23 protein-coding genes and 1 tRNA gene are annotated in these 25,906 nt (G+C 61.6%); 7 read left to right on the top strand and 17 right to left on the bottom strand.

Going from position 1 to position 25,906, the window contains the following annotated elements:
• Positions 1 to 1,235: MATE family efflux transporter (locus GNZ12_RS29920; protein WP_172315756.1), on the top strand; the 1,235-nt coding region annotated here is incomplete at its 5' end.
• 91 nt (positions 1,236 to 1,326) lie between these two features.
• Here GNZ12_RS29920 and GNZ12_RS29925 read toward each other — a convergent pair.
• Complete coding sequence (locus tag GNZ12_RS29925; protein WP_166660468.1) at positions 1,327 to 1,497, bottom strand: hypothetical protein; 171 nt, start codon at positions 1,495 to 1,497, stop codon at positions 1,327 to 1,329.
• Positions 1,498 to 1,666: 169 nt separating this feature from the next.
• On the opposite strand from GNZ12_RS29925, the gene GNZ12_RS29930 reads away from it, so the two are divergent.
• Positions 1,667 to 1,840, top strand: a complete 174-nt coding sequence (locus GNZ12_RS29930) for a hypothetical protein (protein ID WP_172315757.1) — start codon at positions 1,667 to 1,669, stop codon at positions 1,838 to 1,840.
• Positions 1,841 to 2,028: 188 nt separating this feature from the next.
• Here GNZ12_RS29930 and GNZ12_RS29935 read toward each other — a convergent pair whose 3' ends face one another.
• Positions 2,029 to 2,196 carry a hypothetical protein gene (locus GNZ12_RS29935; protein WP_172315758.1) on the bottom strand — a complete coding sequence of 56 codons (168 nt, stop codon included), beginning with the start codon at positions 2,194 to 2,196 and terminating at the stop codon, positions 2,029 to 2,031.
• Between the two features lie 90 nt (positions 2,197 to 2,286).
• Here GNZ12_RS29935 and GNZ12_RS29940 point away from each other — a divergent pair.
• The 3 genes from GNZ12_RS29940 (at position 2,287) to GNZ12_RS29950 (ending at position 4,145) form a co-directional block, all read left to right on the top strand.
• Positions 2,287 to 2,363: transfer RNA gene (locus tag GNZ12_RS29940), tRNA-Pro, on the top strand.
• Between the two features lie 336 nt (positions 2,364 to 2,699).
• On the top strand, positions 2,700 to 3,158 hold the full coding sequence (gene sixA / locus GNZ12_RS29945; RefSeq protein WP_120303356.1) for a phosphohistidine phosphatase SixA: 459 nt from the start codon (positions 2,700 to 2,702) through the stop codon (positions 3,156 to 3,158).
• A 174-nt stretch (positions 3,159 to 3,332) separates the two neighbouring features.
• Positions 3,333 to 4,145: a GNAT family N-acetyltransferase gene (locus tag GNZ12_RS29950; protein WP_172315759.1), complete on the top strand. Its 813-nt coding sequence runs from the start codon at positions 3,333 to 3,335 to the stop codon at positions 4,143 to 4,145.
• Positions 4,146 to 4,241: 96 nt separating this feature from the next.
• Here GNZ12_RS29950 and ppx read toward each other — a convergent pair whose 3' ends face one another.
• Entirely contained in the window at positions 4,242 to 5,867 is a 1,626-nt protein-coding gene (gene ppx / locus GNZ12_RS29955) for an exopolyphosphatase (protein WP_172315760.1), read from the bottom strand.
• A 202-nt stretch (positions 5,868 to 6,069) separates the two neighbouring features.
• Between ppx and ppk1 the strand changes: the two genes are divergently transcribed.
• The gene (gene ppk1, locus GNZ12_RS29960) at positions 6,070 to 8,133 is read left to right on the top strand and encodes a polyphosphate kinase 1 (protein WP_172315761.1); all 2,064 of its coding nucleotides are present in this window, start codon (positions 6,070 to 6,072) and stop codon (positions 8,131 to 8,133) included.
• A 107-nt stretch (positions 8,134 to 8,240) separates the two neighbouring features.
• Here the strand turns inward: ppk1 and phoR are convergent, their stop codons facing one another.
• The 11 genes from phoR to GNZ12_RS30015 form a co-directional block, all read right to left on the bottom strand.
• Positions 8,241 to 9,554: a phosphate regulon sensor histidine kinase PhoR gene (gene phoR, locus GNZ12_RS29965; protein ID WP_172315762.1), complete on the bottom strand. Its 1,314-nt coding sequence runs from the start codon at positions 9,552 to 9,554 to the stop codon at positions 8,241 to 8,243.
• A 135-nt stretch (positions 9,555 to 9,689) separates the two neighbouring features.
• Positions 9,690 to 10,391, bottom strand: a complete 702-nt coding sequence (gene phoB, locus GNZ12_RS29970) for a phosphate regulon transcriptional regulator PhoB (RefSeq protein ID WP_028199153.1) — start codon at positions 10,389 to 10,391, stop codon at positions 9,690 to 9,692.
• A gap of 26 nt (positions 10,392 to 10,417) precedes the next feature.
• Positions 10,418 to 11,122 carry a phosphate signaling complex protein PhoU gene (phoU, locus tag GNZ12_RS29975; RefSeq protein ID WP_054036271.1) on the bottom strand — a complete coding sequence of 235 codons (705 nt, stop codon included), beginning with the start codon at positions 11,120 to 11,122 and terminating at the stop codon, positions 10,418 to 10,420.
• A 28-nt stretch (positions 11,123 to 11,150) separates the two neighbouring features.
• A complete protein-coding gene (gene pstB / locus GNZ12_RS29980; RefSeq protein ID WP_172315763.1) occupies positions 11,151 to 11,999 on the bottom strand; it encodes a phosphate ABC transporter ATP-binding protein PstB in 849 nt (282 codons plus the stop codon).
• A 17-nt stretch (positions 12,000 to 12,016) separates the two neighbouring features.
• The gene (gene pstA / locus GNZ12_RS29985) at positions 12,017 to 12,913 is read right to left on the bottom strand and encodes a phosphate ABC transporter permease PstA (protein ID WP_172315764.1); all 897 of its coding nucleotides are present in this window, start codon (positions 12,911 to 12,913) and stop codon (positions 12,017 to 12,019) included.
• Positions 12,910 to 13,911 (bottom strand): phosphate ABC transporter permease PstC, encoded by a 1,002-nt coding sequence (pstC, locus tag GNZ12_RS29990; protein WP_172315765.1) that lies wholly within the window; start codon positions 13,909 to 13,911, stop codon positions 12,910 to 12,912. Before pstC ends, pstA begins: the two co-directional genes overlap by 4 nt.
• A 139-nt stretch (positions 13,912 to 14,050) precedes the next feature.
• On the bottom strand, positions 14,051 to 15,082 hold the full coding sequence (pstS, locus tag GNZ12_RS29995; RefSeq protein ID WP_172315766.1) for a phosphate ABC transporter substrate-binding protein PstS: 1,032 nt from the start codon (positions 15,080 to 15,082) through the stop codon (positions 14,051 to 14,053).
• A gap of 383 nt (positions 15,083 to 15,465) precedes the next feature.
• Positions 15,466 to 16,824, bottom strand: a complete 1,359-nt coding sequence (gene glmM, locus GNZ12_RS30000) for a phosphoglucosamine mutase (RefSeq protein ID WP_172315767.1) — start codon at positions 16,822 to 16,824, stop codon at positions 15,466 to 15,468.
• Positions 16,825 to 16,851: 27 nt separating this feature from the next.
• Positions 16,852 to 17,751 carry a dihydropteroate synthase gene (gene folP, locus GNZ12_RS30005; RefSeq protein WP_172315768.1) on the bottom strand — a complete coding sequence of 300 codons (900 nt, stop codon included), beginning with the start codon at positions 17,749 to 17,751 and terminating at the stop codon, positions 16,852 to 16,854.
• 83 nt (positions 17,752 to 17,834) lie between these two features.
• Entirely contained in the window at positions 17,835 to 19,724 is a 1,890-nt protein-coding gene (gene ftsH / locus GNZ12_RS30010; protein ID WP_074282683.1) for an ATP-dependent zinc metalloprotease FtsH, read from the bottom strand.
• A 189-nt stretch (positions 19,725 to 19,913) separates the two neighbouring features.
• On the bottom strand, positions 19,914 to 20,576 hold the full coding sequence (locus GNZ12_RS30015; protein WP_074282682.1) for an RlmE family RNA methyltransferase: 663 nt from the start codon (positions 20,574 to 20,576) through the stop codon (positions 19,914 to 19,916).
• A gap of 182 nt (positions 20,577 to 20,758) precedes the next feature.
• Between GNZ12_RS30015 and GNZ12_RS30020 the strand changes: the two genes are divergently transcribed.
• On the top strand, positions 20,759 to 21,289 hold the full coding sequence (locus GNZ12_RS30020; protein ID WP_172315769.1) for a YhbY family RNA-binding protein: 531 nt from the start codon (positions 20,759 to 20,761) through the stop codon (positions 21,287 to 21,289).
• Positions 21,290 to 21,414: 125 nt separating this feature from the next.
• Here the strand turns inward: GNZ12_RS30020 and GNZ12_RS30025 are convergent, their stop codons facing one another.
• The 3 genes from GNZ12_RS30025 to carB all read right to left on the bottom strand — a co-directional run bounded on the left by GNZ12_RS30025 (position 21,415) and on the right by carB (position 25,830).
• Positions 21,415 to 21,927: a DUF4149 domain-containing protein gene (locus GNZ12_RS30025; RefSeq protein WP_172315801.1), complete on the bottom strand. Its 513-nt coding sequence runs from the start codon at positions 21,925 to 21,927 to the stop codon at positions 21,415 to 21,417.
• A gap of 20 nt (positions 21,928 to 21,947) precedes the next feature.
• Positions 21,948 to 22,424 (bottom strand): transcription elongation factor GreA, encoded by a 477-nt coding sequence (greA, locus tag GNZ12_RS30030; protein WP_074282679.1) that lies wholly within the window; start codon positions 22,422 to 22,424, stop codon positions 21,948 to 21,950.
• Positions 22,425 to 22,575: 151 nt separating this feature from the next.
• Positions 22,576 to 25,830 (bottom strand): carbamoyl-phosphate synthase large subunit, encoded by a 3,255-nt coding sequence (carB, locus tag GNZ12_RS30035; RefSeq protein WP_172315770.1) that lies wholly within the window; start codon positions 25,828 to 25,830, stop codon positions 22,576 to 22,578.
• Positions 25,831 to 25,906: the final 76 nt, after the last annotated feature.

Below are 25,906 nucleotides of genomic sequence, written 5' to 3' on the forward strand. Positions count from 1 at the left end.
CCGAGATAGGACGCGCCGGCCATCTGGACGGCGCGTCCTATCTCGGTGGCGTGGCGCTCGGCGGCCTGTTCTTCAATTTCGTGTTCTGGGGCTTCGGCTTCCTGCGCATGGGCACCACGGGCCTCGTCGCGCAAGCGCACGGCGCGGGGGATCACGCCGAATTGCGCAACAACGTCGTACGCGCGCTGTTGCTCGCGGCGGCGATCGGCGCAGCGGTGCTTCTGCTGCAAGTGCCGCTGATCGGCTACGCGTTGGGCGCGATCGGCGGCAGCGACGCGGTGCAGCGCCATGCGCAGATCTACTGCCACGCACGCATCTGGGCCGCGCCGCTCGCGCTCGGCAATTATGTGGTGCTGGGCTGGCTGCTTGGTACGCAGAATGTGCGGCTCGCGCTGTTCTCGCAAGTGTTCATCAACAGCGTGAACATCGCGGCGGTGCTGTTGTATGTGTACGTATTCGATTGGGGCGTGGCCGGCATTGGCGCGGCCACAGCCACGGCCGACGCGCTCGGCTTCGTGCTCGGCGCCGCGTTGTTGTGGCACGGCAGGCCGCGCGGTTTGCCTGCGCTGAAGCGCGCCACCCTCTTCGACGCAACCGCGCTCAAGCGTCTGGTGGTGCTGAATCGCGATATCTTCGTGCGCACGCTCTGCCTGCTGTCGTCGTTCGGCTGGTTCGCGCATCTTGGCGCGAGGCAAGGTGACGCCACACTCGCCGCCAACGCGTTGCTGCTCAATTTTCAGACCTTTATGGCTTACGGACTCGACGGTTTCGCGCATGCTGCCGAAGCGCTGGTTGGGGCGGCGATCGGCGCGCGCGACCGGCACGCGTTCGCGCAGGCCATCAAGGTCACGGCGCTGTGGTCCGTACTCGGCGCGCTGGGATTCTCGCTGGTGTACTGGGGCGCGGGCTCATGGATCATCAAAGGTCTGACCGATCAGGCCGCGGTGCGCGCCACGGCCGAAACGTATCTGCCATGGGCCGCGCTCTCGCCGGTGATTTCCGTGTGGGGCTTTCTGCTCGACGGCGTGTTCATCGGGGCGACTCGCACGCGCGAGTTGATGATGTCGATGGTGGTGTCGTTCGCGGTGTTCGTGGCGGCCTCGTGGGCCTTGCTCGGGCTGTACGGCAATCACGGTTTGTGGGTCGCGATGCTGATCTTCATGGCCGCGCGCGGCGTTACGCTCGCGCGCTTTTTGCCAGGCGTCGTACGAGGCATGGCCGGCGTGGCCGCCTAGCTTTGGCTTCGGCACCCGGCATGCACGCGCCGCATGTTTCTGTATCAGGGCACGTGCACGGCTTGCGCAGCCGCAGGTAGGGTCAAGGCGCTCAGGGCGAGGCCGGCGTCGGCGCCATGACAGGCGGCCGGTCGTCGGTCGGGACACCGTGGTAGTCGACGGGATCTTTCGGCGGCGGACCGCCGTGATGCCCGGAAGGATCGTCGGCACAGCCGGCGAGTCCGGCAGCCAGCATCAACGCAATCAACAAAACGCGGTTCATAGACTCTCGAAACAGAATGAAAATAACGGCAACGAAGCGCCGAGAGTCTACCTGTAATTCGAATTCGACGGCGTCGCGCCAAGCCGTTCCCGGCCTCCCATCCCCCGCCTCCCATTTTGTGACGCGTGAACTAAAATAAAGGCACAGTTGCGTGTCATAGGAGACTGCCATGGACGCTGAATCGATCGCGGGTCTGATCGGACTTGCCGTAGGTCTGCTCGTGCTGCTCGCCCTGTCGATTTTCGAATCGAGGACCTACAGGCGCGAACACGACGGCGAAGGCATGCTGCATCACTGGGTCACACACCAGCACATGCCGAACTGGATGCGTCGCCGGCATTGAAGGGACAAACCCGCCGCTTGTGCGCTTGCGCACATTCCGAACGATTAAACGGTTGATACGCTGCGCTCGCACACTCGAACAACATCAACAATGCAGCGCAAGGAATACGCCGCTATGAGTCGGGACGAAGCAAGCAGCCTGGAGAAGATTGGGAAATCCGGCACGTCGCGCTGCACGAAGGCGACGCGCTAACGATCGACAGTGCGATTCTCGCGCTTGCCGATTATCTTGATCGCCGCGACGATCTCGCCGCCAACGACCGCCGCGCAATGATGCAGGCCGCGGCGCTGTTGTGGCGTGCCGGGTTCAATCTCGCCAACGCCCAACAGACAAGCACGACGAGCACGCACTGACACGCAACTTTTCCTTTCCGCTGATCTTTTTTCACCCCGACGCAATTCGTGGTTGACTCTGGCACCTAATGCCACGTAGAATCTCGGATTCGTCGGAGCGTAGCGCAGCCTGGTAGCGCATCTGATTTGGGATCAGAGGGTCGAAGGTTCGAATCCTTTCGCTCCGACCACGAAAAGCAATACGAAACCCGCGTCGCCTTCGGCTTCGCGGGTTTTTGCTTTCTGGGCATCAAGCGTTGATGGGCGCGTGCGAACCCGGACTCATGGTTGATGGGTTCGATAGGTTTCATGCGAATTACATGCAGGCTTAACGAGCGTTGCATGCACGTTGGATACCCTGCACCTCGACCTTGCCGCCGACCCATCCGGCTGGATACACGCCGGCATACGCCCGCGCTTATACGGTCCGCCCGAACCAACGCCTTGCGGCCTCACGAGCCCGCATGCGACAGTGATTGAAAACCGGCGTTGCCCTCTACGCCGCAACGAGAGTCAAGGAGACACGCATGAATCTGATCCTCTGGCGTCACGCCGAAGCCGAAGATTTCGCCGCCAGCGACCTCGCCCGCGCGCTCACCACGCGAGGCCGCAAACAGGCGCAAAACGTCGCCAAGTGGCTGCGCACCCGCCTGCCCGACGACGCAGTGGTCCTCGCGAGTCCCGCGGTGCGCACTATCCAGACCGCCGAAACCTTGAGCGACCAGTATCGCGTGGTGCGCGAACTCGCGCCTAACGCCAGCGCGGACGATGTGCTCAATGCCGCCGGCTGGTCAAAAGGCATCGCACCGACCGTCGTGATCGTTGGCCATCAACCGACGCTCGGCCACGTTGCGGCACGTCTGCTCGGCAACAGCGAAGCAAGTTGGCCGCTGAAGAAAGCCGGCCTATGGTGGATCGAAAGCCGTGAACGCGACGGCGAAGATCAAGCTGTCCTGCGCGCGGCAATGAGCCCCGATCTGATCTAATCTGAGCCGGTCGCGCAGATACAACACTCGCGCGCGCCACGCCCGACATTACAAGCCGCGCGTATGCAGCTTACGGGCAGTCATCCAATCGTCATGGCATTGCCATGCGAGCGTCACCAGGCGTTACTACATTGGCGAAAAAAGAAATCTCCCTTTTTTCGACCAGGACGCCACATGCGAGAACTGCCGACGCCCACCCTGCCCCTGGCCTCGATCTTCGAAACGCGTCGTCTGCCGCGCGCCGAAGAGACGGTCACCGCCCAACATCGCCTGCAAGTCACGTGGGCGCGCACCGACGAGGACCTGCGCGAGGCCCAGCGTCTGCGCTACCGTGTATTCGCCGATGAAATGGGCGCGCGTCTGACGGGTCCGGCCGGCCTCGATGTCGATTCGTTCGATTCATACTGCGATCACCTGCTGGTGCGCGATCTCGATACGCTGAAGGTGGTCGGCACCTATCGCGCGCTGCCGCCGCATCAGGCCGCCCGCATCGGACGCCTGTATGCCGAAAGCGAGTTCGACGTGTCGCGTCTCACGCACCTGCGCGCGAAAATGGTCGAAGTGGGCCGTTCGTGCGTGCACCCGGACTATCGCAGCGGCTCGGTGATCATGTCGCTGTGGGCAGGGCTCGCCGCGTACATGAAGCACAACGGCTACGAGACGATGCTCGGCTGCGCGAGCGTCGCGATGGTCGACGGGGGCCACTACGCGGCGAATCTTTACTGCTCGCTGCGCGACAACGCGCTGACAGCACCGGAATATCGCGCGTTCCCGCACACGCCGCTTCCAGTCGACGAATTGCAAACCGGCGCCGACGTTGTGCCGCCGCCGCTGGTGAAAGGCTATCTGCGTCTCGGCGCCAAGATTTGTGGCGCGCCGGCCTGGGACCCTGACTTCAACACGGCGGACTTTCTGACGCTGTTGCGTCTGACGGATATCAATGCACGTTATGCGCGACACTTCCTCGGCGACGCATCGCCGCGCTGAGCAGCGCGCACACCACCGGGCCAGCTCAACCGATAACGATGTGCATAAAAAAACCCGGCTGCATGCCGCCGGGTTTTTATTTACAACGCAGGCCTCTCAATCGTCCGTGTAGACCACACGATACGGGATGCCAACCTTCTCCCACTCCGCAGCCTCCTGGGTCAGGCTGTAATCCGTCAGCGGATTCTTAGCCACCCACTCGTTCGGCAGACGCACCTCATACCCGCCATTGGCCTGCGCGACCGCGATACCCGGCAAGCCGACATCGGCACGCCGGCGGCACAGCAGCGCCGCGAGCCGCAGACAGAACAACAGCGGCCATTCCACTTCGCGCGTTTGCGACAGTTTGCCGAGTTTCCCCGCGTGGCCAAGCACCAGCGCGGCGAGCCGCGCCTGGTCGGTGCGCGAAAATCCCGGCATGTCGGCATTGCTGGCGATATAGGCCGAGTGCTTGTGATAGGCGCTATGGGAAATCGACAGCCCGATTTCGTGCAAGGCCGCAGCCCAGCTGAGGAACATGCGGTTCTCGACGCGGCGCTCCTCATCCGGCTCGGCGAACTGGTCGTAAAAACGTATCGCGAGTTCGCCGATACGCCCGGCCTGCGCACGGTCCACGCCATAGCGGCGCATGAAGCCTTCCGCCGTCACGGTGCGCATATCCTCGTGCTGCGCACGGCCCAGCAGGTCGTACAGGACGCCGAGGCGCAGCGCGCCGTCTGTTGTATCGACGTAATCCACGCCAAGCTCGTCGAACACCGCGATCATGATCGACAGGCCACCGGCCAGCACCGGAACGCGATCGCTCTTCAACGCGACCAGCTTCAGACGATTGACGTTCTCCGCCTTGATCAGCGCGCGCTTGAGCCGTTCGAGGCCGCCACGCGAGATGCCGTGCGTCACGCCCGGATCGTTGAAGCCGTTCGCCTCGACCAGTTCGGCAAGCGCCCGTGCGGTACCGGATGAGCCAATGGCCTGCTCCCAGCCGGTTTTCTTATACTCGGCGGAAATGATCTGAATTTCGCGGCTTGCGGCGAGTTCGGCCTGACGCATCGTGTATTCGTCGACATTGCCTGCCGGGAAGAACGCACGGCTATGGCTCACGCAGCCGATATACAGGCTCTCCATCTTGATCGGCGTGTAGTGCGAACCGATGATGAACTCCGTCGAGCCACCGCCGATATCCACCACGAGGCGCTTGCCCGCACTCGCGGGCACGGAGTGTGCTGCCCCTGCGTAGATCAGACGCGCTTCTTCGCGCCCGGCGATCACCTCAATCGGGAAGCCGAGCGCGGCTTGCGCCTCGCCGAGAAACTCGCCTGCATTCTTGGCGATACGCAGCGTGTTGGTGGCAACGGCGCGAACATGATCGGGATGAAAGTCGCGCAGCCGCTCGCCGAAGCGCTTGAGCGCATCCCAGCCGCGCACTTGCGAGGCACGATCGAGCATCTTGTCGCGCGACAGACCAGCGGCAAGGCGCACCGGTTCACGCAACGCGTCGACCTGATAGATCTGGCTGCCCGCGTCGGTTTCCTCGACCCGGCCCACGATCAGTCGGAAGCTGTTCGAGCCGAGGTCGACGGCAGCGAGGAGTTGTGGAGTATTGACCATCGAGTAAGCGAACTCCATGCGCGCGTGCGCGGCGGCGTTGGATGCAAAAGGTGCCGGATGTCCACTCGGTGCCTTGGGCGCCTTATGACCAGCCGCGCTGTTCAAAGACGCCATTCTAAGCGTACCGGACCTCACGATGTCACCTCGCAGTGAAGGGTGTCCGCCATGGTCCCATATGCACTGCGTCATAATTACGACACGCATCGATTCCAGCGTAGAATTTATAACTTCGAAAGTGTCATAACAACGTCATCATACTGTGAGAATTTCCGAGCGTCTTTGTCCGCCCCTTCCTGAAATTCCATTCTCGCTGCCGATGTCCATCCGCTACCCCTTATTGAATCGCGAGCTGGGCATTCTAGGTTTCAACGAGCGTGTGTTGGCACAAGCTGCCGACCCTGCCGTCCCTTTGCTCGAACGCCTGCGTTTCATCTGCATCACCAGTAGCAACCTCGACGAATTCTTCGAAGTCCGCATGGCCGGACTGCAGGAACAGATGCGCGACAACCCGGGCGCGCTGTCGCCGGACGGCATGTCGCTGCAGCACGTGTACGACCTCGTGGTGGAGCGCGCGCAGAGGCTCGTGCATCGCCAGTACACCATGCTGCACGACACGGTGCTCACCGCGCTCGAAGCGGAAGGCATCTATTTTCACGGCACGGAAGCGTGGAACGAAGCGCAGACCGAATGGGCGCGCAATTACTTCTTCGACGAACTGCTGCCGGTGCTCACGCCGATCGGCCTCGATCCGGCTCACCCGTTTCCACGCGTGCTCAACAAGAGCCTGAACTTCGTCGTCGAACTCGAAGGCAAGGATGCGTTCGGCCGTCAGGCGATGATGGGCATCGTGCAGGCGCCGCGCGCCTTGCCCCGGCTAGTACGCATGCCGCAGGAACTGTCGGGTTATCCGCATGGTTTCGTGTTGCTGAGCTCGTTGCTGCAGCGCTTTGTCGGTGAGCTGTTCCCGAATCTGGTGGTGCGCACCTGCAACCAGTTTCGCATCACACGCAATAGCGAACTGTTCGTCGACGAAGACGAAATCACCAATCTGCGTGTCGCGCTGCAGGGCGAACTGCCGGCACGGCATCTGGGCAATGCGGTGCGGCTCGAAGTATCGGCGGAGACGCCCTCGCATGTCGTGCGGCGCCTGCTCGACGAAAGCGGCCTTACCACCAAGGATTGCTATTTCGCCGACGGCCCCGTCAATCTGGTGCGGTTGATGCAATTGCCGGAGATGGTCGACAGGCCTGACCTGAAATTCGTGCCGCATATTCCGGCGATCCCGCCGCAAATCGCCAACAGCACCAGCATGTTCGACGTGATCGATCAGGGCGACGTGCTGCTGCATCATCCTTATGAGAGCTTTCAACCGGTGCTCGAGCTGCTGCTGCAGGCAGCCAAAGACCCGAACGTGATGGCCATCAAGCAGACCATCTATCGCACCGGCACCGACTCGCCGCTGATGGACGCGCTGATGCAGGCGGCGCGCAACGGCAAGGAAGTGACGGTAGTGGTCGAACTGCTCGCGCGCTTCGACGAGGAAACCAACATCAACTGGGCGTCGCAGCTTGAAGCGGTGGGTGCGCACGTCGTGTACGGCGTGGTGGGCCACAAATGCCACGCGAAGATGATGCTGATCGTGCGGCGTGTGTCGTCGGGCGGCAAGACCACGCTCAAGCGTTACGTGCACCTGGGCACCGGCAACTATCACCCGCGCACCGCGCGTCTTTATACCGACTTCGCGCTGATGACCTCGGATCAGAAGATCTGCGAAGACGTGCACCACGTGTTTCAGCAACTGACCGGCATCGGTGGTGAACTGTCGCTGCACGAGTTGTGGCAGTCGCCGTTCACGCTGCATCCGAAACTGGTCGAAGCGATTCGTGCGGAAGCCGAGCATGCGCGCGCCGGCAAGAAAGCGCGCATCGTCGCGAAGATGAACGCGCTGCTCGAACCGACCGTGATTGCCGAGCTGTACGAAGCGTCACAGGCGGGCGTGAAGATCGATCTGATCGTGCGGGGCGTGTGTTCGTTGCAGCCGGGTGTGCCGGGCTTGTCGGAGAACATCACGGTGCGCTCGATCGTCGGGCGCTTCCTCGAGCATCATCGCATCTTCTACTTCTACGACGGCGGCAAGGAGCAGGTGTATCTGTCGAGCGCCGACTGGATGGACCGTAACTTCTTCCGGCGTGTGGAGGTGGCGTTTCCGGTCAACAACCGTCGTTTGAAGCGGCGCGTGATTGCTGAAGGGCTGTCGGCCTTTCTCGGCGACAATCAGTCCGCGTGGCTGATGCAGAGCGACGGCCACTATCGGCGCCGCCGGCCGGGCAAATCCTCGCGCAATGCGCAGATGAGTCTGCTGGGGAAATTCTGTTCGTAAATTCGTGATGACCTGATCGTGATTGCGCGCTGCTGAACCAGCGGTGCGCATGAAAAAAGCCCGCCTTGTTTCGTTTCAGGCGGGCTTCTTTTTTCAGGCCAACGTTCTCAGACCGGTGCCGGTTGCCGACGCGCCGTGCGATACACCGGGAAGCGCACGGTGAAGGTGCTGCCACGTCCCTCTTCGCTCTTCACGTCGAGCTGCGCATCGTGCCGTTGCAGGACGTGCTTGACGATGGCGAGGCCGAGGCCCGTCCCCCCTGTATCGCGAGAGCGGCTGCGATCGACGCGATAGAAGCGCTCGGTGAGCCGCGGAATGTCCGCAGCCGGAATGCCAAGACCGCTGTCGGTAACAGAAAACGTCGCGCTGCCACCGCTCGCGTGCCAGCTCACCCTGATCGCACCGCCGTCCGGCGTATAGCGGATCGCATTGGTCACGAGATTGCCCAACGCACTGAGAATTTCCGTTTCGACGCCAGTTACCGTGAGCCCTTCGTCGGCATCGAACGCAATCTTGTGATGGTCGCTCGACAGGTTTTCCGCGTCGTCCTTCAGATGCCGCAGCACCGCGCGCATATCGATCATCTGATCGCTCGGCGGCTTGTTGTCGCCTTCGAGCTTCGCGAGCACCAGCAAGTCGTTGACGATATGACGCATGCGCGAAGCCTGTTGCTCCATCAGTTCGAGGTAGCGCGCACGCTCGGCTTCGCCTAACGGCAGTTCCCGCATCGTCTCCAGGAAACCGGAGAGCACGGTCAGCGGCGTCTTCAGTTCATGCGAGACATTGGCGACGAAGTCGCGCCGCATCGCATCGGTACGCTCCAGCTCGGTGATGTCCTGCGACAGCACCAGCTTGCGATTTTCGCCGTACGGAAATACTTGCACCGACAGCACGTTCTGGCGCTTTTCGCCCATGCCGCGCATGATCAGCATCTCTTCGTAGCGATGCGAATTCAGATAACGCACGAAATCCGGCTGACGCACCAGATGCGTGATGTGCTGGCGCAGATCGCGTTTCGCATCGAGCCCGAAATGGAGTTCGGAGATCGCGTTGCACCACTCGATCTGATCGTGATCGTCGAGCATCGCCACGCCGTTCGGCGAAGCCTGGATCGCCTGGATGAAACGCGAATGCTGCTGCTCGACCTGGCGCACCTGCGCATGCCAGCGTTTCGCGAGCTTATGCAGACGGTAATAGATTTCGCCCCAGATGCCGGGTGCGCTCGGCACTTCGCCGTAGACTGGTGCGTCGAGCAAATGCCACAGACGTTGTTTGTGAAAGGTGCTGAAGAGGCTCTGCGCGACCAGCATGACGATCGCGAGGATCAGCCCTGCCTTGACGTTCACGAGTGCGCCGACCACCACGCACAGAACAGCCAGCAGCACGACCGACACGATGGAGCGCGCCCAGATGATGTTCATGTTCTAGCGATCGAAGAGAAAACCGTACACGCCGGGATCTGAAAACCGCGGCGCCTAACGTAACCGATGTGGCGTACGTGACATCCATGACGCGCGTGGTGGCTTAGACAACGCCACTCGCGCTACCGCAAAAAGTCAGGCACTCTTCGCGAGCCGGTAGCCGCTGCCGCGTACCGTCTCAATCATAGCATCGCATCCGGCCGGCTTGAGCGCCGCGCGCAGACGCTTGATGTGCACGTCGACCGTGCGCTCTTCGACGAACACGTGATCGCCCCACACCTGATCGAGCAGTTGCGTGCGGCTGTGCACGCGCTCCGGGTGCGTCATGAAGAAGTGCAGCAGACGGAATTCGGTCGGGCCGAGATCGAGCTTGATCTCACTGCCTTCGGCGTGCGCGGCCACCCGATGTGTTGCCGGGTCGAGCTTCAGGCCGTTGATCGCGACCAGATCTTCGGTCAGCTGCGGCGCGCGGCGGCGCAACACCGCCTTGATACGCGCCATCAGTTCTTTCGGCGAGAACGGTTTGGTGACGTAGTCGTCGGCGCCGATTTCCAGACCGAGCACCTTGTCCTGTTCGTCGCCACGCGCGGTCAGCATGATGATCGGAATATGCTTGGTGCGCTCGTTGTTGCGCAGATCGCGAGCGAACGCGATGCCCGACTTGCCCGGCAACATCCAGTCGAGCAGCACGAGGTCGGGCAATACGTCGCTGATCAGGTTCTGCGCCTGCTCCGCGTTGTACGCGCGAATCGGGCAGTGACCGGCGTGTTGAAGATTGACCGAAATCAGTTCGGAAATGGCGGGCTCATCTTCAATGACGAGAATGCTGCTGGGCATCGGCACCTCTGGTCCTTATCTCTGGATTAACTGAGTGCTTCGCGTTCGAGCGCGTCGCGCGACTTGTGCCGCACGTCGGTGCCCTTGACGATGTAGATGATGAATTCAGCGATGTTCTTCGCGTGGTCGCCGATCCGTTCGATCGCCTTGGCGATGAACAGGAAATCCAGGCCCACCGAAATCGAACGCGGATCTTCAGTCATGTACGAAATCAGTTTGCGCACGAAGGCGCGGAATTCCTCGTCGATCGCTTTATCGTCGCGCATGATCTGCGCGGCGGCGACCGTGTCGAGACGCGCAAATGCGTCCAGCGCGCGGCGCAGAATCGACACCGCCATTTCGCCCGACAATTTGATCTCGGCGATATTGATGCTGCGCGACGCGCCGTCTTCCATCAGACGCTTGGTGCGCTTGGCGATTTTTTCGGCTTCGTCGCCGGCGCGCTCGAGATTCGTGATGGTCTTCGAAATCGCGATCAGGAGGCGCAAGTCGCGCGCGGCCGGCTGACGGCGCGCGATGATGTTGCTGCACTCTTCGTCGATTTCGACTTCCATCGTGTTCAGACGGTCTTCAGCGGCGATCACCTGCTCGCATACGTCGAGGTCGAAGTTGTTGAGCGCGATCATCGCGTTGACGATCTGCGACTCGACCAGGCCGCCCATTTCGAGCACCTTCGAAGAAACGAGGTTCAGGTCGGCGTCGAACTGGCTGGACAGATGTTTATCGGACATGTCGTACTCCGTTATTTTGCGCGGCGGCTTAGCCGAAGCGGCCAGTGATGTAGTCCTCGGTTTCCTTGCGGACCGGCTTGATAAAGATCTTTTCCGTGTCACCGAATTCGATCAATTCACCGAGGTACATATAGGCAGTGTAGTCCGAACAGCGCGCGGCCTGTTGCATGTTGTGAGTGACGATCACCACCGTGTAATCGCTCTTCAATTCGGCGATCAGTTCTTCGATACGGCCCGTGGAAATCGGGTCGAGCGCGGAACACGGCTCGTCGAGCAGCAGCACTTCGGGACGGATCGCGATACCGCGTGCGATACACAGACGCTGTTGCTGGCCGCCGGACAAACCGTAGCCGCTCTGGCCCAGTTTGTCCTTCACTTCGTTCCACAGCGCGGCCTTGGTCAGCGCCCATTCCACGCGGTCGTCCATTTCCGAGCGCGGCAGCGTTTCGAACATCTTCACACCGAACGCGATGTTGTCGTAGATCGACATGGGAAACGGCGTCGGCTTCTGGAACACCATCCCGATCCGCGCGCGCAGCAGCGAAATATCGCGCTTGGAGGTCAGCAGGTTTTCGCCGTCCATCAGGATCTCGCCTTCGGCGCGTTGTTCCGGATAGAGCGCGTACATCTTGTTGAGTGTGCGCAGCAAGGTGGACTTGCCACACCCCGACGGGCCGATGAACGCGGTCACCTTGCCTTCGGGAATCCGCAGGTTGATGTTCTTCAGCGCGTGATACTTGCCGTAGAAGAAGTTCAGGTCGTTGATCTCGATCTTCGGGCTCGACGGGGCATGAGCCTGGCCGCTTTGGGCGGGATCGAAGCCAGCGGGCGCCGTCGGACGGGCGGTCGGATTGAGTTGAGTTTCTGCCATATTCATCGGATTACACTCCGCCCTTACTTATTCGAAAAGATCGTGCGCGCGAGGATGTTCAATCCCAGCACCGCGAGCGTGATCAGGAAGACACCGGCCCACGCGAGCGATTGCCACTGCGCAAACGGGCTCATCGCGAACTTGTAGATCGTGACCGGCAGGTTCGCCACCGGCTGGTTCATGTCCATCGAGAAGAACTGGTTCGACAACGCGGTGAACAGCAGCGGCGCCGTTTCACCGGCAATACGCGCGACGCCGAGCAGCACGCCTGTAACGATACCGGCGATCGAAGCCTTCAGCGTGATCGACAGTACCATCTTCCACTTCGGCGTGCCGAGTGCGAAAGCGGCTTCACGCAGCGCATTCGGCACCAGTTTCAGCATGTTCTCGGTGGTGCGGATCACGATCGGAATCTGCAGCAGCGCGAGCGCGAACACGCCGGCCCAACCGCTGAAGTGGCCCATCTTCGCCACGACCAGCGCGTAGACGAACAGACCGACTACGATCGACGGTGCCGACAACAGGATGTCGTTAATGAAACGCGTGAGACTGGCGAGCCAGCCCTTCTGACCGTACTCGGCGAGATACACTCCCGCCAGAATGCCGATCGGCGTGCCGACGAAGGTTGCAAGTGCAACCAGCATCACACTGCCGACGATCGCGTTGGCGAGACCGCCGCCATCGGTGTTCGGCGGCGGCGTGGATTGCGTGAACAATTCGACCGACAGGCCGCCGATGCCGAGGTGCAGCGTCGTGTAGAGAATCCACACCAGCCACAGCAGACCGAAGGCCATGGCCGCGAGCGACATGGTCAGCGCAACCGCATTCTTCGCGCGGCGGCGGCCTTGCAGACGCACGCGCATCACTTCGAGCGCGGCGGCGTCGTGCGAACCCGGCATATTCAAGTTGGGCTGGCTCATTTCGCGCCCTCCCCTTTTTCGAGGCGAAGCAGCATGAACTTCGAAATTGCCAGTACCACGAAGGTAATCACAAACAGAATCAACCCGAGTTCCATCAGCGCCGACGTATGCAGGCCCGGATCCGCTTCCGCGAATTCATTGGCGAGCGCCGAGGTAATGCTGTTGCCCGGCGAAAACAGCGAGACGTTATCGAGCAGATTGGTGTTACCGATCACGAACGTGACCGCCATCGTCTCGCCGAGCGCGCGGCCGAGGCCGAGCATCACGCCGCCGATCACGCCGCTCTTGGTGAAGGGCAGCACGATCTTCCACATCACTTCCCAGGTCGTGCAGCCGATGCCATACGCCGATTCCTTCAGCAGGACCGGCGTGACTTCGAACACGTCGCGCATCACCGAGGCGATGTACGGAATGATCATGATCGCGAGAATCACGCCCGCGCACAGAATGCCGATACCGATCGGCGCACCCTGAAACAGCGCGCCGACGATAGGGATGCCGCCGAGGAGCGTGCCGAGCGGTTTTTCGAACCACGTCGCAAAGATCGGCGCGAAGACCAGCAGACCCCACATGCCGTAGACGATCGACGGAATCGCGGCGAGCAGTTCGATGGCGATACCGAGCGGACGGCGCAGCCACGCGGGCGCGAGTTCGGTCAGGAAAAGCGCGATGCCGAAGCTGACGGGCACCGCAATGATGAGTGCAATGAGCGAGGTCGCGATCGTGCCGTAAATGGGCACCAGCGCGCCAAATTGCTTGCTAGGTGGATCCCAGTCGGCGGTCCACAGAAACGCGAGGCCGAACTGCTTGATCGACGGCATGGAGGCGACGACCAGCGAAACGATGATGCCGCCGAGCAGCAACAGGGTGACGATGGCGGCGAGACGGGCAAGGCCGCCGAAAATGACGTCGCCGGCGCGGCTAGGCGCTTTCTGCTGAGAAGCGCTGCCGGGCGGTGTCGACCTCGCCGCGCCAGACGCTAATTGGATATCGGACATGAGAGCCTGATGGACCTGTTTCCAGTTGCCGTATGACACTTGTCATGCGGCGGGTAATGCTGGCGTAACGCCGGGGTAATGCCATTGGCCGTCCTCGAATGAGGACGGCCAATGTATTGCTGGAGGCTTACAACAACGCTTACTCAGCGATCGGCTTGCCCGCAGCGTCCTTCACCTGCAACTTCCACTTCGTACGGATTTCCGCCGTTACCGAATCCGGCAACGAGATGTAGTCCAGATCGTTTGCAGCCTGGGTGCCGTTCTTGAACGCCCAGTCGAAGAACTTCAGCGTTTCCGCGCCTTGCGACGGCTTGTCCTGTGCCGTGTGCAGCAGCACGAAGGTTGCGCCGACGATCGGCCATGCGTCCTTGCCCGGCTCGTTCGTCAGGATCTGGTAGAACGACTTCGACCAGTCAGCACCCGCAGCCGCTGCCTTGAACGTTTCCGTCTTCGGCTCAACCACCGCGCCCGTCGAGTTCTTCATGGCGGCATACGTCATGTGGTTTTGCTTCGCGTAGGCCCATTCCACGTAGCCGATCGCGCCCGGCAGACGTTGAACGAAAGCTGCGACGCCGTCGTTGCCCTTGCCGCCCGTACCCGTCGGCCAGCTGACCGTTGCGCCTTCACCGACCTTCGCCTTCCAGTCAGCGTTGACCTTCGACAGGTAGTTCGTCCAGATGAAGGTGGTGCCCGAACCGTCGGCGCGGCGAACCACGGCGATGTCGGTATCCGGCAGCTTGATCTTCGGGTTCAGTGCGGCGATTGCCGGATCATTCCACTTCTTGATCTTGCCCAGGTAGATGTCGCCGAGCACTTCGCCCGACAGCGTCAGTTCACCCGCCTTCACGCCCGGCACGTTGATAGCCGGGACCACACCGCCGACCACCGTCGGGAACTGAAACAGACCAGCCTTCGCGAGTTCGTCGTCCTTCAGCGGAGCGTCCGAGCCGGCGAAATCGACCGTCTTCGCTTCGATCTGCTTGATACCGCCCGACGAACCAATACCTTGATAGTTGACCTTGCCGCCGCCCGACTTCTGATAGGAGTCAGCCCACTTCGTGTAAATCGGTGCTGCGAAGGTGCTGCCCGCGCCGGTGATGTCTGCGGCTTGCGCTGCGATCGCGAAAAGCGCGCCAGCGACGCCAGCGAACACGGTTTGCATCAGTTTCATGAGACCTCCAAGGGTGTGAGCGGTGTGAGCGAATAACACGAACACCGCGAAGCTTAGGGTCTCTTTGTGACAGTAACGTGACTAACCGTGAAACAGATGTGACAGTAGGATTACCAGATGAAAGGCGTTTTCGCGGACAAATTGCCCGTTTAGCGGATTTGCAGGCGTCGCTCTACAGATTAGGCGATAAAAATGGGACGCGAACGTTTGCGTGTGGAGGGAGGGTTCGGCGGGGATTTGATGCCGGGTAGTGGCGGACATGGCCAGCGGCTGAGCCGACGCGGAGAGCGCCGGTCTGGAAAACGGCACGCGGGACGATCTGATCGTCGTCCCGCATACCCGCCGTGCCTGCTTGCCTGCTTGCCTGCTTTGAAGCGCGTGGCTTAAGCGGTCGCCTGCCTCACTGCTTCAGCGATGGTTTCCGCATGCTGAACGGCATCGCCGACATTCTCCGCCTCCACCATCACGCGTAGAACGGGTTCGGTACCCGAGGCCCGAATGAGCACGCGGCCGCGGCCGTTCAGCGCTTCCTCGGCCTTGCTGATGGCGCGGCGGATCACGTCGCTGCCCTTCCAGTCCGCGCCGGGCTGCATCCGCACGTTGATCAGCTTCTGCGGGAACAGCGTCACGCCGTCGAGCAGCTCGGCGAGCGTTTCGTCGCTGCGCTTCATCGCGGCCAGCACCAGCAGGGCCGACACGATGCCGTCGCCGGTCGAATGGCGGTCAAGGGAGAGAATATGGCCGGAGCCTTCTGCACCCAGTTGCCAGCCGTGCTCGCGCAACTGCTCGAGCACGTAACGGTCGCCCACCGCCGCGCGGACGAATTTCACGCCGGCTTCCTGCAGCGCGACTTCGACCGCCATGTTGGTCATCAAGGTGCCGACTGCGCCTTCCACTTTGCCGTCCGTCGCCATCCGGTCCTTGACCAGCACGTACAGCAGTTCGTCGCCGTTATACAGGCGGCCTGCCGCATCCACGACCTGCAGCCGGTCGGCGTCGCCGTCGAGTGCGATGCCGAGGTCCGCGTGGTTCGCGCGCACCGCGCGCACCAGCGCGTCCGGAGCGGTCGCGCCAACGCCGTCATTGATGTTGAAACCGTTCGGCGCGACGCCGATCGGAATGACATCGGCGCCGAGTTCATGGAACACGTGCGGGGCGACGTCGTACGCGGCACCGTGCGCGCAGTCGACCACCAGCTTCAGGCCGCGCAAGTCAAACGCTGCGGGGAAGGTGCTCTTGCAGAACTCGATGTAGCGGCCGGCTGCGTCGTCAAGACGCCGCGCCTTGCCGAGTTGCTCGGAAGCCGCGCATGCGAGCGGCAGTTCAAGGCGTTCTTCAATCTGCGCTTCCACTTCGTCGGGCAGCTTGTTGCCATCGGCGGAGAAGAATTTGATGCCGTTGTCATAGTACAGATTGTGCGACGCGCTGATCACGACGCCTGCGGCAAGCCGCAGCGCGCGCGTCAGATAGGCGATGCCCGGCGTAGGCATGGGGCCAGCCAGCATCACGTCGACGCCCGCCGCCGAAAAACCGGCTTCGAGTGCCGCTTCGAGCATATAGCCCGACACCCGCGTGTCTTTACCAATCAGCACCGTGGGCCGTGCCCCCGTCCTGGCCCAGCGGTCCGCGCCCGCCAGCACCTTGCCGGCGGCATAGCCGAGCCGCAATACAAATTCCGGTGTAATCGGGCCCTCGCCCACTTTGCCCCGAATCCCATCCGTTCCGAAATAACGACGTGCCATCTTTTATGTTCCTCCTTGGCTTTGGGTTCAACCGCGTGCGCGGCTGCGATTCGCCGCGTCGCGCATGGCTGCCCATACTTTTAATGCATCCACTGTCTGCGCGACGTCGTGCACGCGCAGAATTGCCGCGCCGCGCTCAGCGGCACACACCGCTGCTGCGATGCTGCCCGCGACGCGCTCCGGCGCCGGGCGTCCGACGACCGCACCGACCATCGACTTGCGCGACATGCCGGCGAGAATAGGGTACGGCGGCTCGGCCTGCGGCGCCGTGTCCGGCAGGTGCGCGAGCAGCGCGTAATTGTGTTCGACCACTGCCTTGCCGAAGCCAAAGCCCGGATCCACGCTGATGCGCGCACGAGCGATGCCCGCCTGTTTCAGGGTCGCCACGCGTTCTTCGAGAAACTGCCGCACCTCGCTCACCACGTCTTGATAATCGGGCTCGCGAAGTTGCATGGTCTGCGGCTCACCGAACATATGCATCACGCACAAACCGCATTCGCTGTCGCGGACGGCGTCGACCGCACCGGGCATCCGGAAACCCCAGATATCGTTAATCAGATCGGCGCCCGCGGACAGTGCGTGGCGCATCACTTCCGGCTTATAGGTATCGATCGACAGCGGCACATTCGCGCTGCGCAGTTGTTCGACCAGCGGGATCACCCGCGCCAGTTCTTCGTCGAGCGGCACGGGCGGTGCACCCGGGCGGGTCGACTCGCCGCCGATGTCGATGATGTCCGCGCCATCGAGCAGCATGCGCTCGGCCTGGCGCAGCGCATCGCCGCGCATCGCGTACTGACCGCCGTCGGAAAAAGAATCGGGTGTGACGTTCAGGATGCCCATGACCAACGGGCGTTCAAAGCTCAGCTTGAAGCGGCCGCATTGCAGCGGTTCGGGGAGGGGAAAATAAGGAAATTCGACTTTCGACACGTAGCGGTCAATCACGTAAAACGGATAAATGCAAAACGGGCCGGTGTGTCTCACACCGGCCCGCACTTTCTACTGGTCGCCTATCAGGCCGGCGCGGTCGCGCTGCCCGGCTTGACCTCTGTGCCCGGACTGCCGCCCGACGAGGCGTCGCCAACCGACGGCGGCGAGCTCTTCGGCGAACGCGGCGGACGGCCTGCCATGATGTCGTTGATCTGATCAGCGTCGATCGTTTCCCACTCCATCAGCGCGGCGGTCATGGCCTCGACCTTGTCGCGGTTCTCGTCCAGCAGGCGCTTGGCGAGGTTGTACTGCTCGTCCAGCACGCGGCGGATTTCCGCGTCGACCTTCTGTTGCGTCGCTTCCGAAATGGTCCGCGTGAAGCCACGGCCAAACGGCGTTGCGTCGTTTTCGTCGTCGACGTAGACCATCGGTCCGAGCGCGTCGGTCATACCGAAGCGAGCCACCATGGCGCGGGCCGTAGCCGTTGCCTTGTTGAAGTCGTCCGACGCGCCGGTGCTGATCAGGTTCAGGAACAACTCTTCCGCGACACGGCCACCGAACAGGATCGCGAGCCGATCCAGCAGGTAATCCTTCGAATACGTTTCGTTGTCATGCTCCGGCAACTGCCACGTGACGCCCAGCGCACGGCCACGCGGGATGATCGTGACCTTGTGCACCGGATCGGCCTTCGGCAACAGCTTGGCGATGACCGCGTGACCCGACTCGTGATACGCCGTAGCACGCTTCGATTCTTCGCGAATCACGGCCGACTTGCGCTCCGGACCCATGAAGATCTTGTCCTTCGCGTCTTCGAAATCCGCCATCTCGACGATGCGCTTGCCGCGACGCGCAGCAAACAGCGCGGCTTCGTTCACGAGGTTCGCCAGATCGGCGCCCGAAAAGCCCGGCGTGCCGCGTGCGATGACCGCTGCGTCGACGTCGTTCGAAATCGGCACCTTGCGCAGGTGAACCTTCATGATGTGCTCGCGGCCGCGGATGTCCGGCAGACCGACGTACACCTGACGGTCGAAACGGCCCGGACGCAGCAGCGCCTTGTCGAGCACGTCCGAACGGTTCGTGGCAGCGATCACGATCACGCCCGAGTTCGCTTCGAAGCCGTCCATCTCGACCAGCATCTGGTTCAAGGTCTGTTCGCGTTCGTCGTTACCGCCGCCCATGCCGGCGCCACGATGACGGCCGACAGCGTCGATTTCGTCGATGAACACGATACACGGTGCGTGCTTCTTGGCCTGCTCGAACATGTCGCGCACACGAGCCGCACCGACACCGACGAACATTTCCACGAAGTCCGAACCCGAGATGCTGAAGAACGGCACCTTCGCTTCACCGGCGATAGCACGCGCCAGTAGCGTCTTACCGGTTCCCGGCGGGCCCACCAGCAGCACACCGCGCGGAATGCGCCCACCCAGTTTCTGGAATTTCTGCGGATCGCGCAGGAAGTCAACCAGTTCGGAGACTTCTTCTTTGGCTTCGTCGCAACCGGCGACGTCGGTGAAATTGATTGCGTTGTTGTTTTCGTCGATCAGACGTGCACGGGATTTACCGAACGAGAACGCACCGCCTTTCCCGCCCCCCTGCATCTGTCGCATCATGTAGAACCAGAACCCGATGATCAGGATCGTCGGTCCAAGGTAGTACAGCGCGGACACCAGCGCATTCGGTTCGTCATCAGCCTTGCCGCTCACCTGAACGCCATACTTCATCAGATCGCCGACCATCCAGATGTCGCCGGGCGACACGATCTGGTACTTCTGGCCGTCTGCTGGAGTGACCGTAAGGTTCCGCCCCTGGACAATGACGTTCTTGACTTTGCCGTTCTTCGCGTCGTCCATGAACTGCGAATAGGAAACGCCTTCCTGGACACGGGGCTTGTCGAACTGCTTGAACACCGTAAACAGCACCAGTGCGATAACCAGCCACACTGCTGCTTTCGAAAACATATTGTTGTTCAAAGCACCACTCCTTCACTTAGACGGGCGCCTACATTTGCCTTGCGGCACCACGAAAGCATTCTAATCCAGTCCGCAGACCCCTGCCATAAGGTTTCACTACCACAGAAATAGCGTAGCGGACCATCGGGGCGCCAATTTCCGGCGCCATGGGCACCTTATCGGCAGATGCGGGACCTTCCTGCAGCGCGCCTATGCGGGCCGCTTGAGATGCTTACCCAAAATAAATGTTTCTGACGACTTGTCCCGCGAGGCTTTCGGCTTGCGGGCCGCCACCACCTTGAACTGGCGCTTGAACTTTTCGACAATCTGGCTGTAACCGCTGCCATGAAAACATTTGACTAAAAGGGCGCCATCCGGCTTCAGGTGGTTTTGCGAGAATTCCATCGCGATATCGCACAGATGCTCGATTCGCGCGGCATCCGCCACCGCCACTCCCGACAGGTTGGGCGCCATATCCGAAATTACAAGATCAACCTGGCGCTCCCCGACCAATTCTTCCAATTGGAGGAGAACCGAGTCTTCGCGGAAGTCGCCCTGAATGAAATGGACGTCGGCGATCGGCTCCATCGGCAGCATGTCCAGTGCGATGATCGTGCCGTCGATGCCGCCCTCGCGCTCGGCGTCGCGCTGCGAGCCCTTGGCGAGTTTGTTACGGGCATACTGACTCCAGCTGCCCGGGACCGAACCGAGGTCGACAATCACCTGGCCTGGCCGGATCAGCTTGTCCTGCTCGTCGATTTCCTTCAGCTTGTAGGCTGCGCGGGCGCGATAGCCCTCCCGCTGCGCCATTTTGACGTACGGGTCGTTGATGTGATCATGCAACCACGCCGTGTTGAACTTGTTTTTTGCCATTAAAGGTGAACTCTTGCTGCGAAATGTGGCGCTTTAGGGGATAATACGCGGTTAATTCGCGCGGCCACCGCCAAAACTGGCAGTCATCCGCGATTCTGTTGTTCTGACGCGCCGCCCTGCGCTATTGGCCGAATCTCTCGGAAATGCAGGTGCCGCCATTTTAGTCGAGTCTCCCACTTTCCATGCCAGCCCTTAAAGTCTCTTCCGATCAACGCGCCGAATTGCGCTCCCAAGCACATGCGCTCAAACCGGTCGTGCTCGTCGGCGCCGAAGGCTTGACCGACGCTGTGCTGTCGGAGATCAAGGTCCACCTTGGCGCGCATCAACTGATCAAAATCCGCGTGTTCGGCGACGAACGCGAAGAGCGCCTCGCCATCTACGAACAGATCTGCGACACGCTGAACGCTGCGCCGATCCAGCATATCGGCAAGCTGCTGGTGATCTGGAAGCCGGAAGCCGCGGCACAACCCGCGGTGAAGGCCAAGCGCGGCGCCCTGCCGAGCGCCCGCGAAGCGGCTGTCGAAGCCAAACCGGGTAAAGGCCGCGCACCGCGCGTGGTCACGGTGGTGAAGCCCAGCGAAATTCCGATGCGCAAGCCGAAGGCAAAAGCGGTCGTGGTGCGCGGCAATGAACGCGTCACGCAAGGCGGCAACATCAAGCGCGCCAAGAAGCGCCAGACCAGCGCGAAGCGCGCGCATCAGTCGTCGAAGTAAGCGAATGATGAGAGGTGCGGGCGGTGTCCGCACCTTGGCGTGAACCGCTCGGGCAAGCCGCCTGGGTCACGCCGCTGGGTTAAGTCTACAGGCAAATCCGCTTCAGCAAGCCGGAGCCGCACCACTCAACCGGTTACTTTCCCCGCAGCGGTGCTATGAGCGCCCTGCTCCGGTGTCACGACGCCGACGCTCGCCGGCAGTTTCCACACCAGCGCCACACCCAGCAGGCTCTCGATCAGGTAGAACAGACTCGACACGCCGTGCAGGATGCCAAAGCGCGTCGCATAAGCCGAATGCCCGACATCAGTACCCGCTTCCAGCGCGGCGATGCGCAGTGCATTCATGAACGGCTGCAACGCAAAGTACCCCACCAGCACGCATACCAGCATACCGGCGATCAACCAGCGCAAACGACGATACGCGTCGCTGCCGCGGCGAACCAGTACGTTCGCCAGACCCAGCAGCAAAATGCCGCACACCGCGCCCAGCACGCCCTCGATACGAAACAGTTGCGCCGCCACGGCGCCCGCCGTCATCCGGTCGAGCGACGTAAACAACACCGGCGCGACGGCATAGCCGATCGTCAACAGACTACCGACCCACACCACCGTCAACAGACGGAACAGTCGATGCGGCACCAAGGACACCGGGGCCGCCTTCAAACGTAGCTAACCGCGATGATTTCGTACTCGCGCACGCCGCCCGGCGCCTGCACCGATGCAACGTCGCCTTCCGACTTGCCGATCAACGCGCGCGCGATCGGCGAGCTGATCGAGATCAGACCGTGGTCGATGTCCGCTTCGTCGTCGCCGACGATCTGGTATTTGACCTTCGCACCCGAATCGAGGTCTTCGAGCTCGAGCGTCGCGCCGAACACCACACGGCCGTCCGCGTCCACCTTGGACGGATCGATCACTTGCGCGCCGGCCAGCTTCGATTCGATTTCGGCAATACGGCCTTCGATGAAGCCCTGCTTTTCCTTCGCCGCGTCGTATTCCGCGTTTTCCGACAGATCGCCCTGGGCACGCGCTTCCGCGATCGAATTGATCACCGAGGGACGCTCAACCGATTTCAGGCGCTGCAATTCATCGCGCAACATTTCCGCGCCGCGCTTCGTCAATGGAACAGTGCTCATAAACAACTCTATGCAAAAAACAGCCGTAAAAAAAATCACCGCGGTTAAGTGCATTCCGCAAGGGCCGGAGCGCGGGACCAAACCCGGCCCGCAGCACCTGCGGAACGCCGCTTAACCGCGGCACTTACATCTTGGACAGGTATTCGAAGCCTTAGTTTAGGCGAGCGTGGAGGCCTTGTAAATCATAGACTTCCAGGTTCTTCAAATAGCGCAAACCTTCAACTGCAGCCCGTGCGCCGGACATCGTCGTGTAGTACGTGACCTTGTTCGCCTGGGCGCTCATGCGGATCGAACGCGAGTCGGCAATCGCCGCGCGGGTTTCGTCGACGGTCGTGAAGACCAGCGCAATTTCGCCGTTCTTGATCATGTCGACGATGTGCGGACGGCCGTCCTTCACCTTGTTGACGACCTTCACCGGCACGCCGGCCGCTTCGATCGCGGCAGCCGTACCCTTGGTCGCGACGATCGGGTAGCCGAGTTCGTGCAGCATGCGCGCCACTTCGACAGCCTTCGGCTTGTCGGCGTCCATCACGGTCAGCAGCACCGTGCCCGACTCCGGCAGGCGCGAACCCGCCGCGAGTTGCGACTTGAACAGCGCTTCGCCAAACGTCTGGCCCACGCCCATCACTTCACCGGTCGAACGCATTTCCGGTCCGAGCACCGGATCGACTGCCGGGAACTTGACGAACGGGAACACAGCTTCTTTCACGCTGAAGTACGGCGGATCGATTTCCTTCGTTACGCCCTGTTGCGCAAGCGTCTGGCCGACCATCGCGCGCGCGGCGATCTTGGCGAGCGGCAGGCTGGTCGCCTTCGAGACGTACGGCACCGTACGCGATGCACGCGGGTTCACTTCGAGCACGTAGATCACGTCCTCTTTCGACCCATCGGCCTGCGGCACCTGCTGGATCGCGAACTGCACATTCATCAGGCCGATCACGTTCAGCGCCTTCGCCATTGCGCCAGTCTGGCGCTTCAACTCAGCAATGGTTTCCTTCGACAGCGAGTACGGCGGCAGCGAGCAAGCCGAGTCGCCCGAGTGGACGCCCGCCTGTTCGATGTGCTCCATCACGCCGCCGATGAACACGGCTTCGCCATCGGAGATGCAATCCACATCGCATTCGATCGCGTCGTTGAGGAAGCGGTCGAGCAGCACCGGCGAATCGTTCGACACCTTCACGGCCTCACGCATGTAGCGCTCAAGGTCGCGCGGCTCGTGGACGATTTCCATGGCGCGGCCGCCCAGCACGTACGACGGACGCACCACCAGCGGGTAGCCGATTTCCTCGGCGAGCTTCAGGGCTTCGTCTTCAGCACGTGCGGTACGGTTCGGCGGTTGACGCAGGCCGAGGTCCTGCAGCAGCTTCTGGAAACGCTCGCGGTCTTCCGCAGCGTCGATCATGTCCGGCGACGTGCCGACGATCGGCACACCGTTCGCTTCGAGATCGAGCGCGAGCTTCAGCGGCGTTTGACCGCCGTACTGAACAATCACGCCGACCGGTTTTTCCTTGTCGACGATTTCGAGCACGTCTTCGAGCGTCAGCGATTCGAAGTACAGACGATCGGACGTGTCGTAGTCGGTCGAAACGGTTTCAGGGTTGCAGTTGACCATGATCGTTTCGTAGCCGTCTTCGCGCATGGCGAGCGCGGCGTGCACGCAGCAGTAGTCGAACTCGATACCCTGGCCGATCCGGTTCGGGCCACCACCCAGCACCATGATCTTCTTGTTGTTGGTCGGGTTCGCTTCGCACTCTTCCTCGTAGGTCGAGTACATGTAGGCGGTTTTCGTGGCGAACTCGGCCGCGCAGGTGTCGACGCGCTTGTAGACCGGGCGCACGTTCAACTCGATACGGCGCTGGCGCACTTCCGCCGGCTTCGCGCCGAGCAGCTTCGCCAGACGGCGGTCCGAGAACCCGCTTTGCTTCAGATACTTGAGTTCTTCCTTCGACAGGCTTGCCAGCGTACGGCCAGCCAGCGCCTTTTCCTTCAGGATGATCTGTTCGATCTGCGCGAGGAACCACGGGTCGATCGAGGTCTCTTCGAAAATCTCTTCGGCCGTCATGCCGACACGGAACGCGTCGCCGACATACCAGATACGATCCGGACCGGCTTCGCCGATCTCGCGGATGATCTCGTCGCGGTTGACGGTCTTTTCGTCCAGACCGTCCACGCCCACTTCCAGACCACGCAGCGCCTTCTGGAACGATTCCTGGAAGGTGCGGCCAATCGCCATCACTTCGCCGACCGACTTCATCTGCGTGGTGAGGCGCGAATCGGCTTCGCGGAATTTCTCGAACGCGAAACGTGGGATCTTGGTGACGACGTAGTCGATCGTCGGTTCGAACGAAGCCGGAGTTTGGCCACCGGTGATTTCGTTCTTCAACTCGTCCAGCGTGTAGCCGACAGCGAGCTTTGCCGCGACCTTGGCGATCGGGAAGCCGGTCGCCTTCGAGGCCAGTGCCGACGAACGCGAAACCCGCGGATTCATTTCGATCACGATCATCCGGCCATCTTTCGGATTGATCGAGAACTGCACGTTCGAACCGCCCGTATCCACACCGATCTCGCGCAGCACGGCGAGCGATGCGTTACGCAGGATCTGGTATTCCTTGTCCGTGAGCGTTTGCGCCGGCGCGACGGTGATCGAGTCGCCGGTGTGGATGCCCATCGGGTCCAGGTTTTCGATCGAGCAAACGATAATGCAGTTGTCCTTCTTATCGCGGACCACTTCCATCTCGTACTCTTTCCAGCCGAGCAGCGATTCTTCGATCAGCAGCTCGCGCGTGGGCGACAGGTCGAGACCGCGCTTGCAGATCTCTTCGAATTCATCGCGGTTGTAGGCGATGCCGCCGCCCGAACCGCCGAGCGTGAACGACGGACGGATCACGACCGGATAACCACCGCTACCCGTTTGCACAGCGATGTCGGCCTGCACCTGCAGTGCTTCTTCCATCGAATGCGCGGTGCCCGATTTGGCCGAGCCGAGGCCAATCTTGGTCATCGCGTCTTTGAACTTCTGGCGGTCTTCCGCCTTGTCGATCGCTTCCGGCGATGCGCCGATCAGCTCGACCTTGTACTTGTCCAGCACGCCGTGAGCATGGAGATCCAGCGCGCAGTTCAGCGCGGTCTGGCCACCCATCGTCGGCAAGATCGCGTCCGGGCGCTCCTTGGCGATGATGCGCTCCACCACTTCCCACGTGATCGGCTCGATGTAGGTCACGTCGGCCGTGTTCGGGTCGGTCATGATCGTCGCCGGATTGCTGTTGACGAGAATGACCTTGTAGCCTTCCTCACGCAGCGCCTTGCATGCTTGCGCGCCCGAGTAGTCGAACTCGCACGCCTGGCCGATGATGATCGGACCCGCGCCGATAATGAGGATGCTCTTGATGTCTGTCCGCTTGGGCATAACGCTCTCGCTAATGTATTCCTGAATTCTTTCCGTCGGCGCGCGTCGTTTCACCGTTGCGCGCGCTCTGTTGTGT

It is taken from the genome of Paraburkholderia solitsugae (assembly GCF_013177695.1).
Classification (GTDB): Bacteria; Pseudomonadota; Gammaproteobacteria; order Burkholderiales; family Burkholderiaceae; genus Paraburkholderia; species Paraburkholderia solitsugae.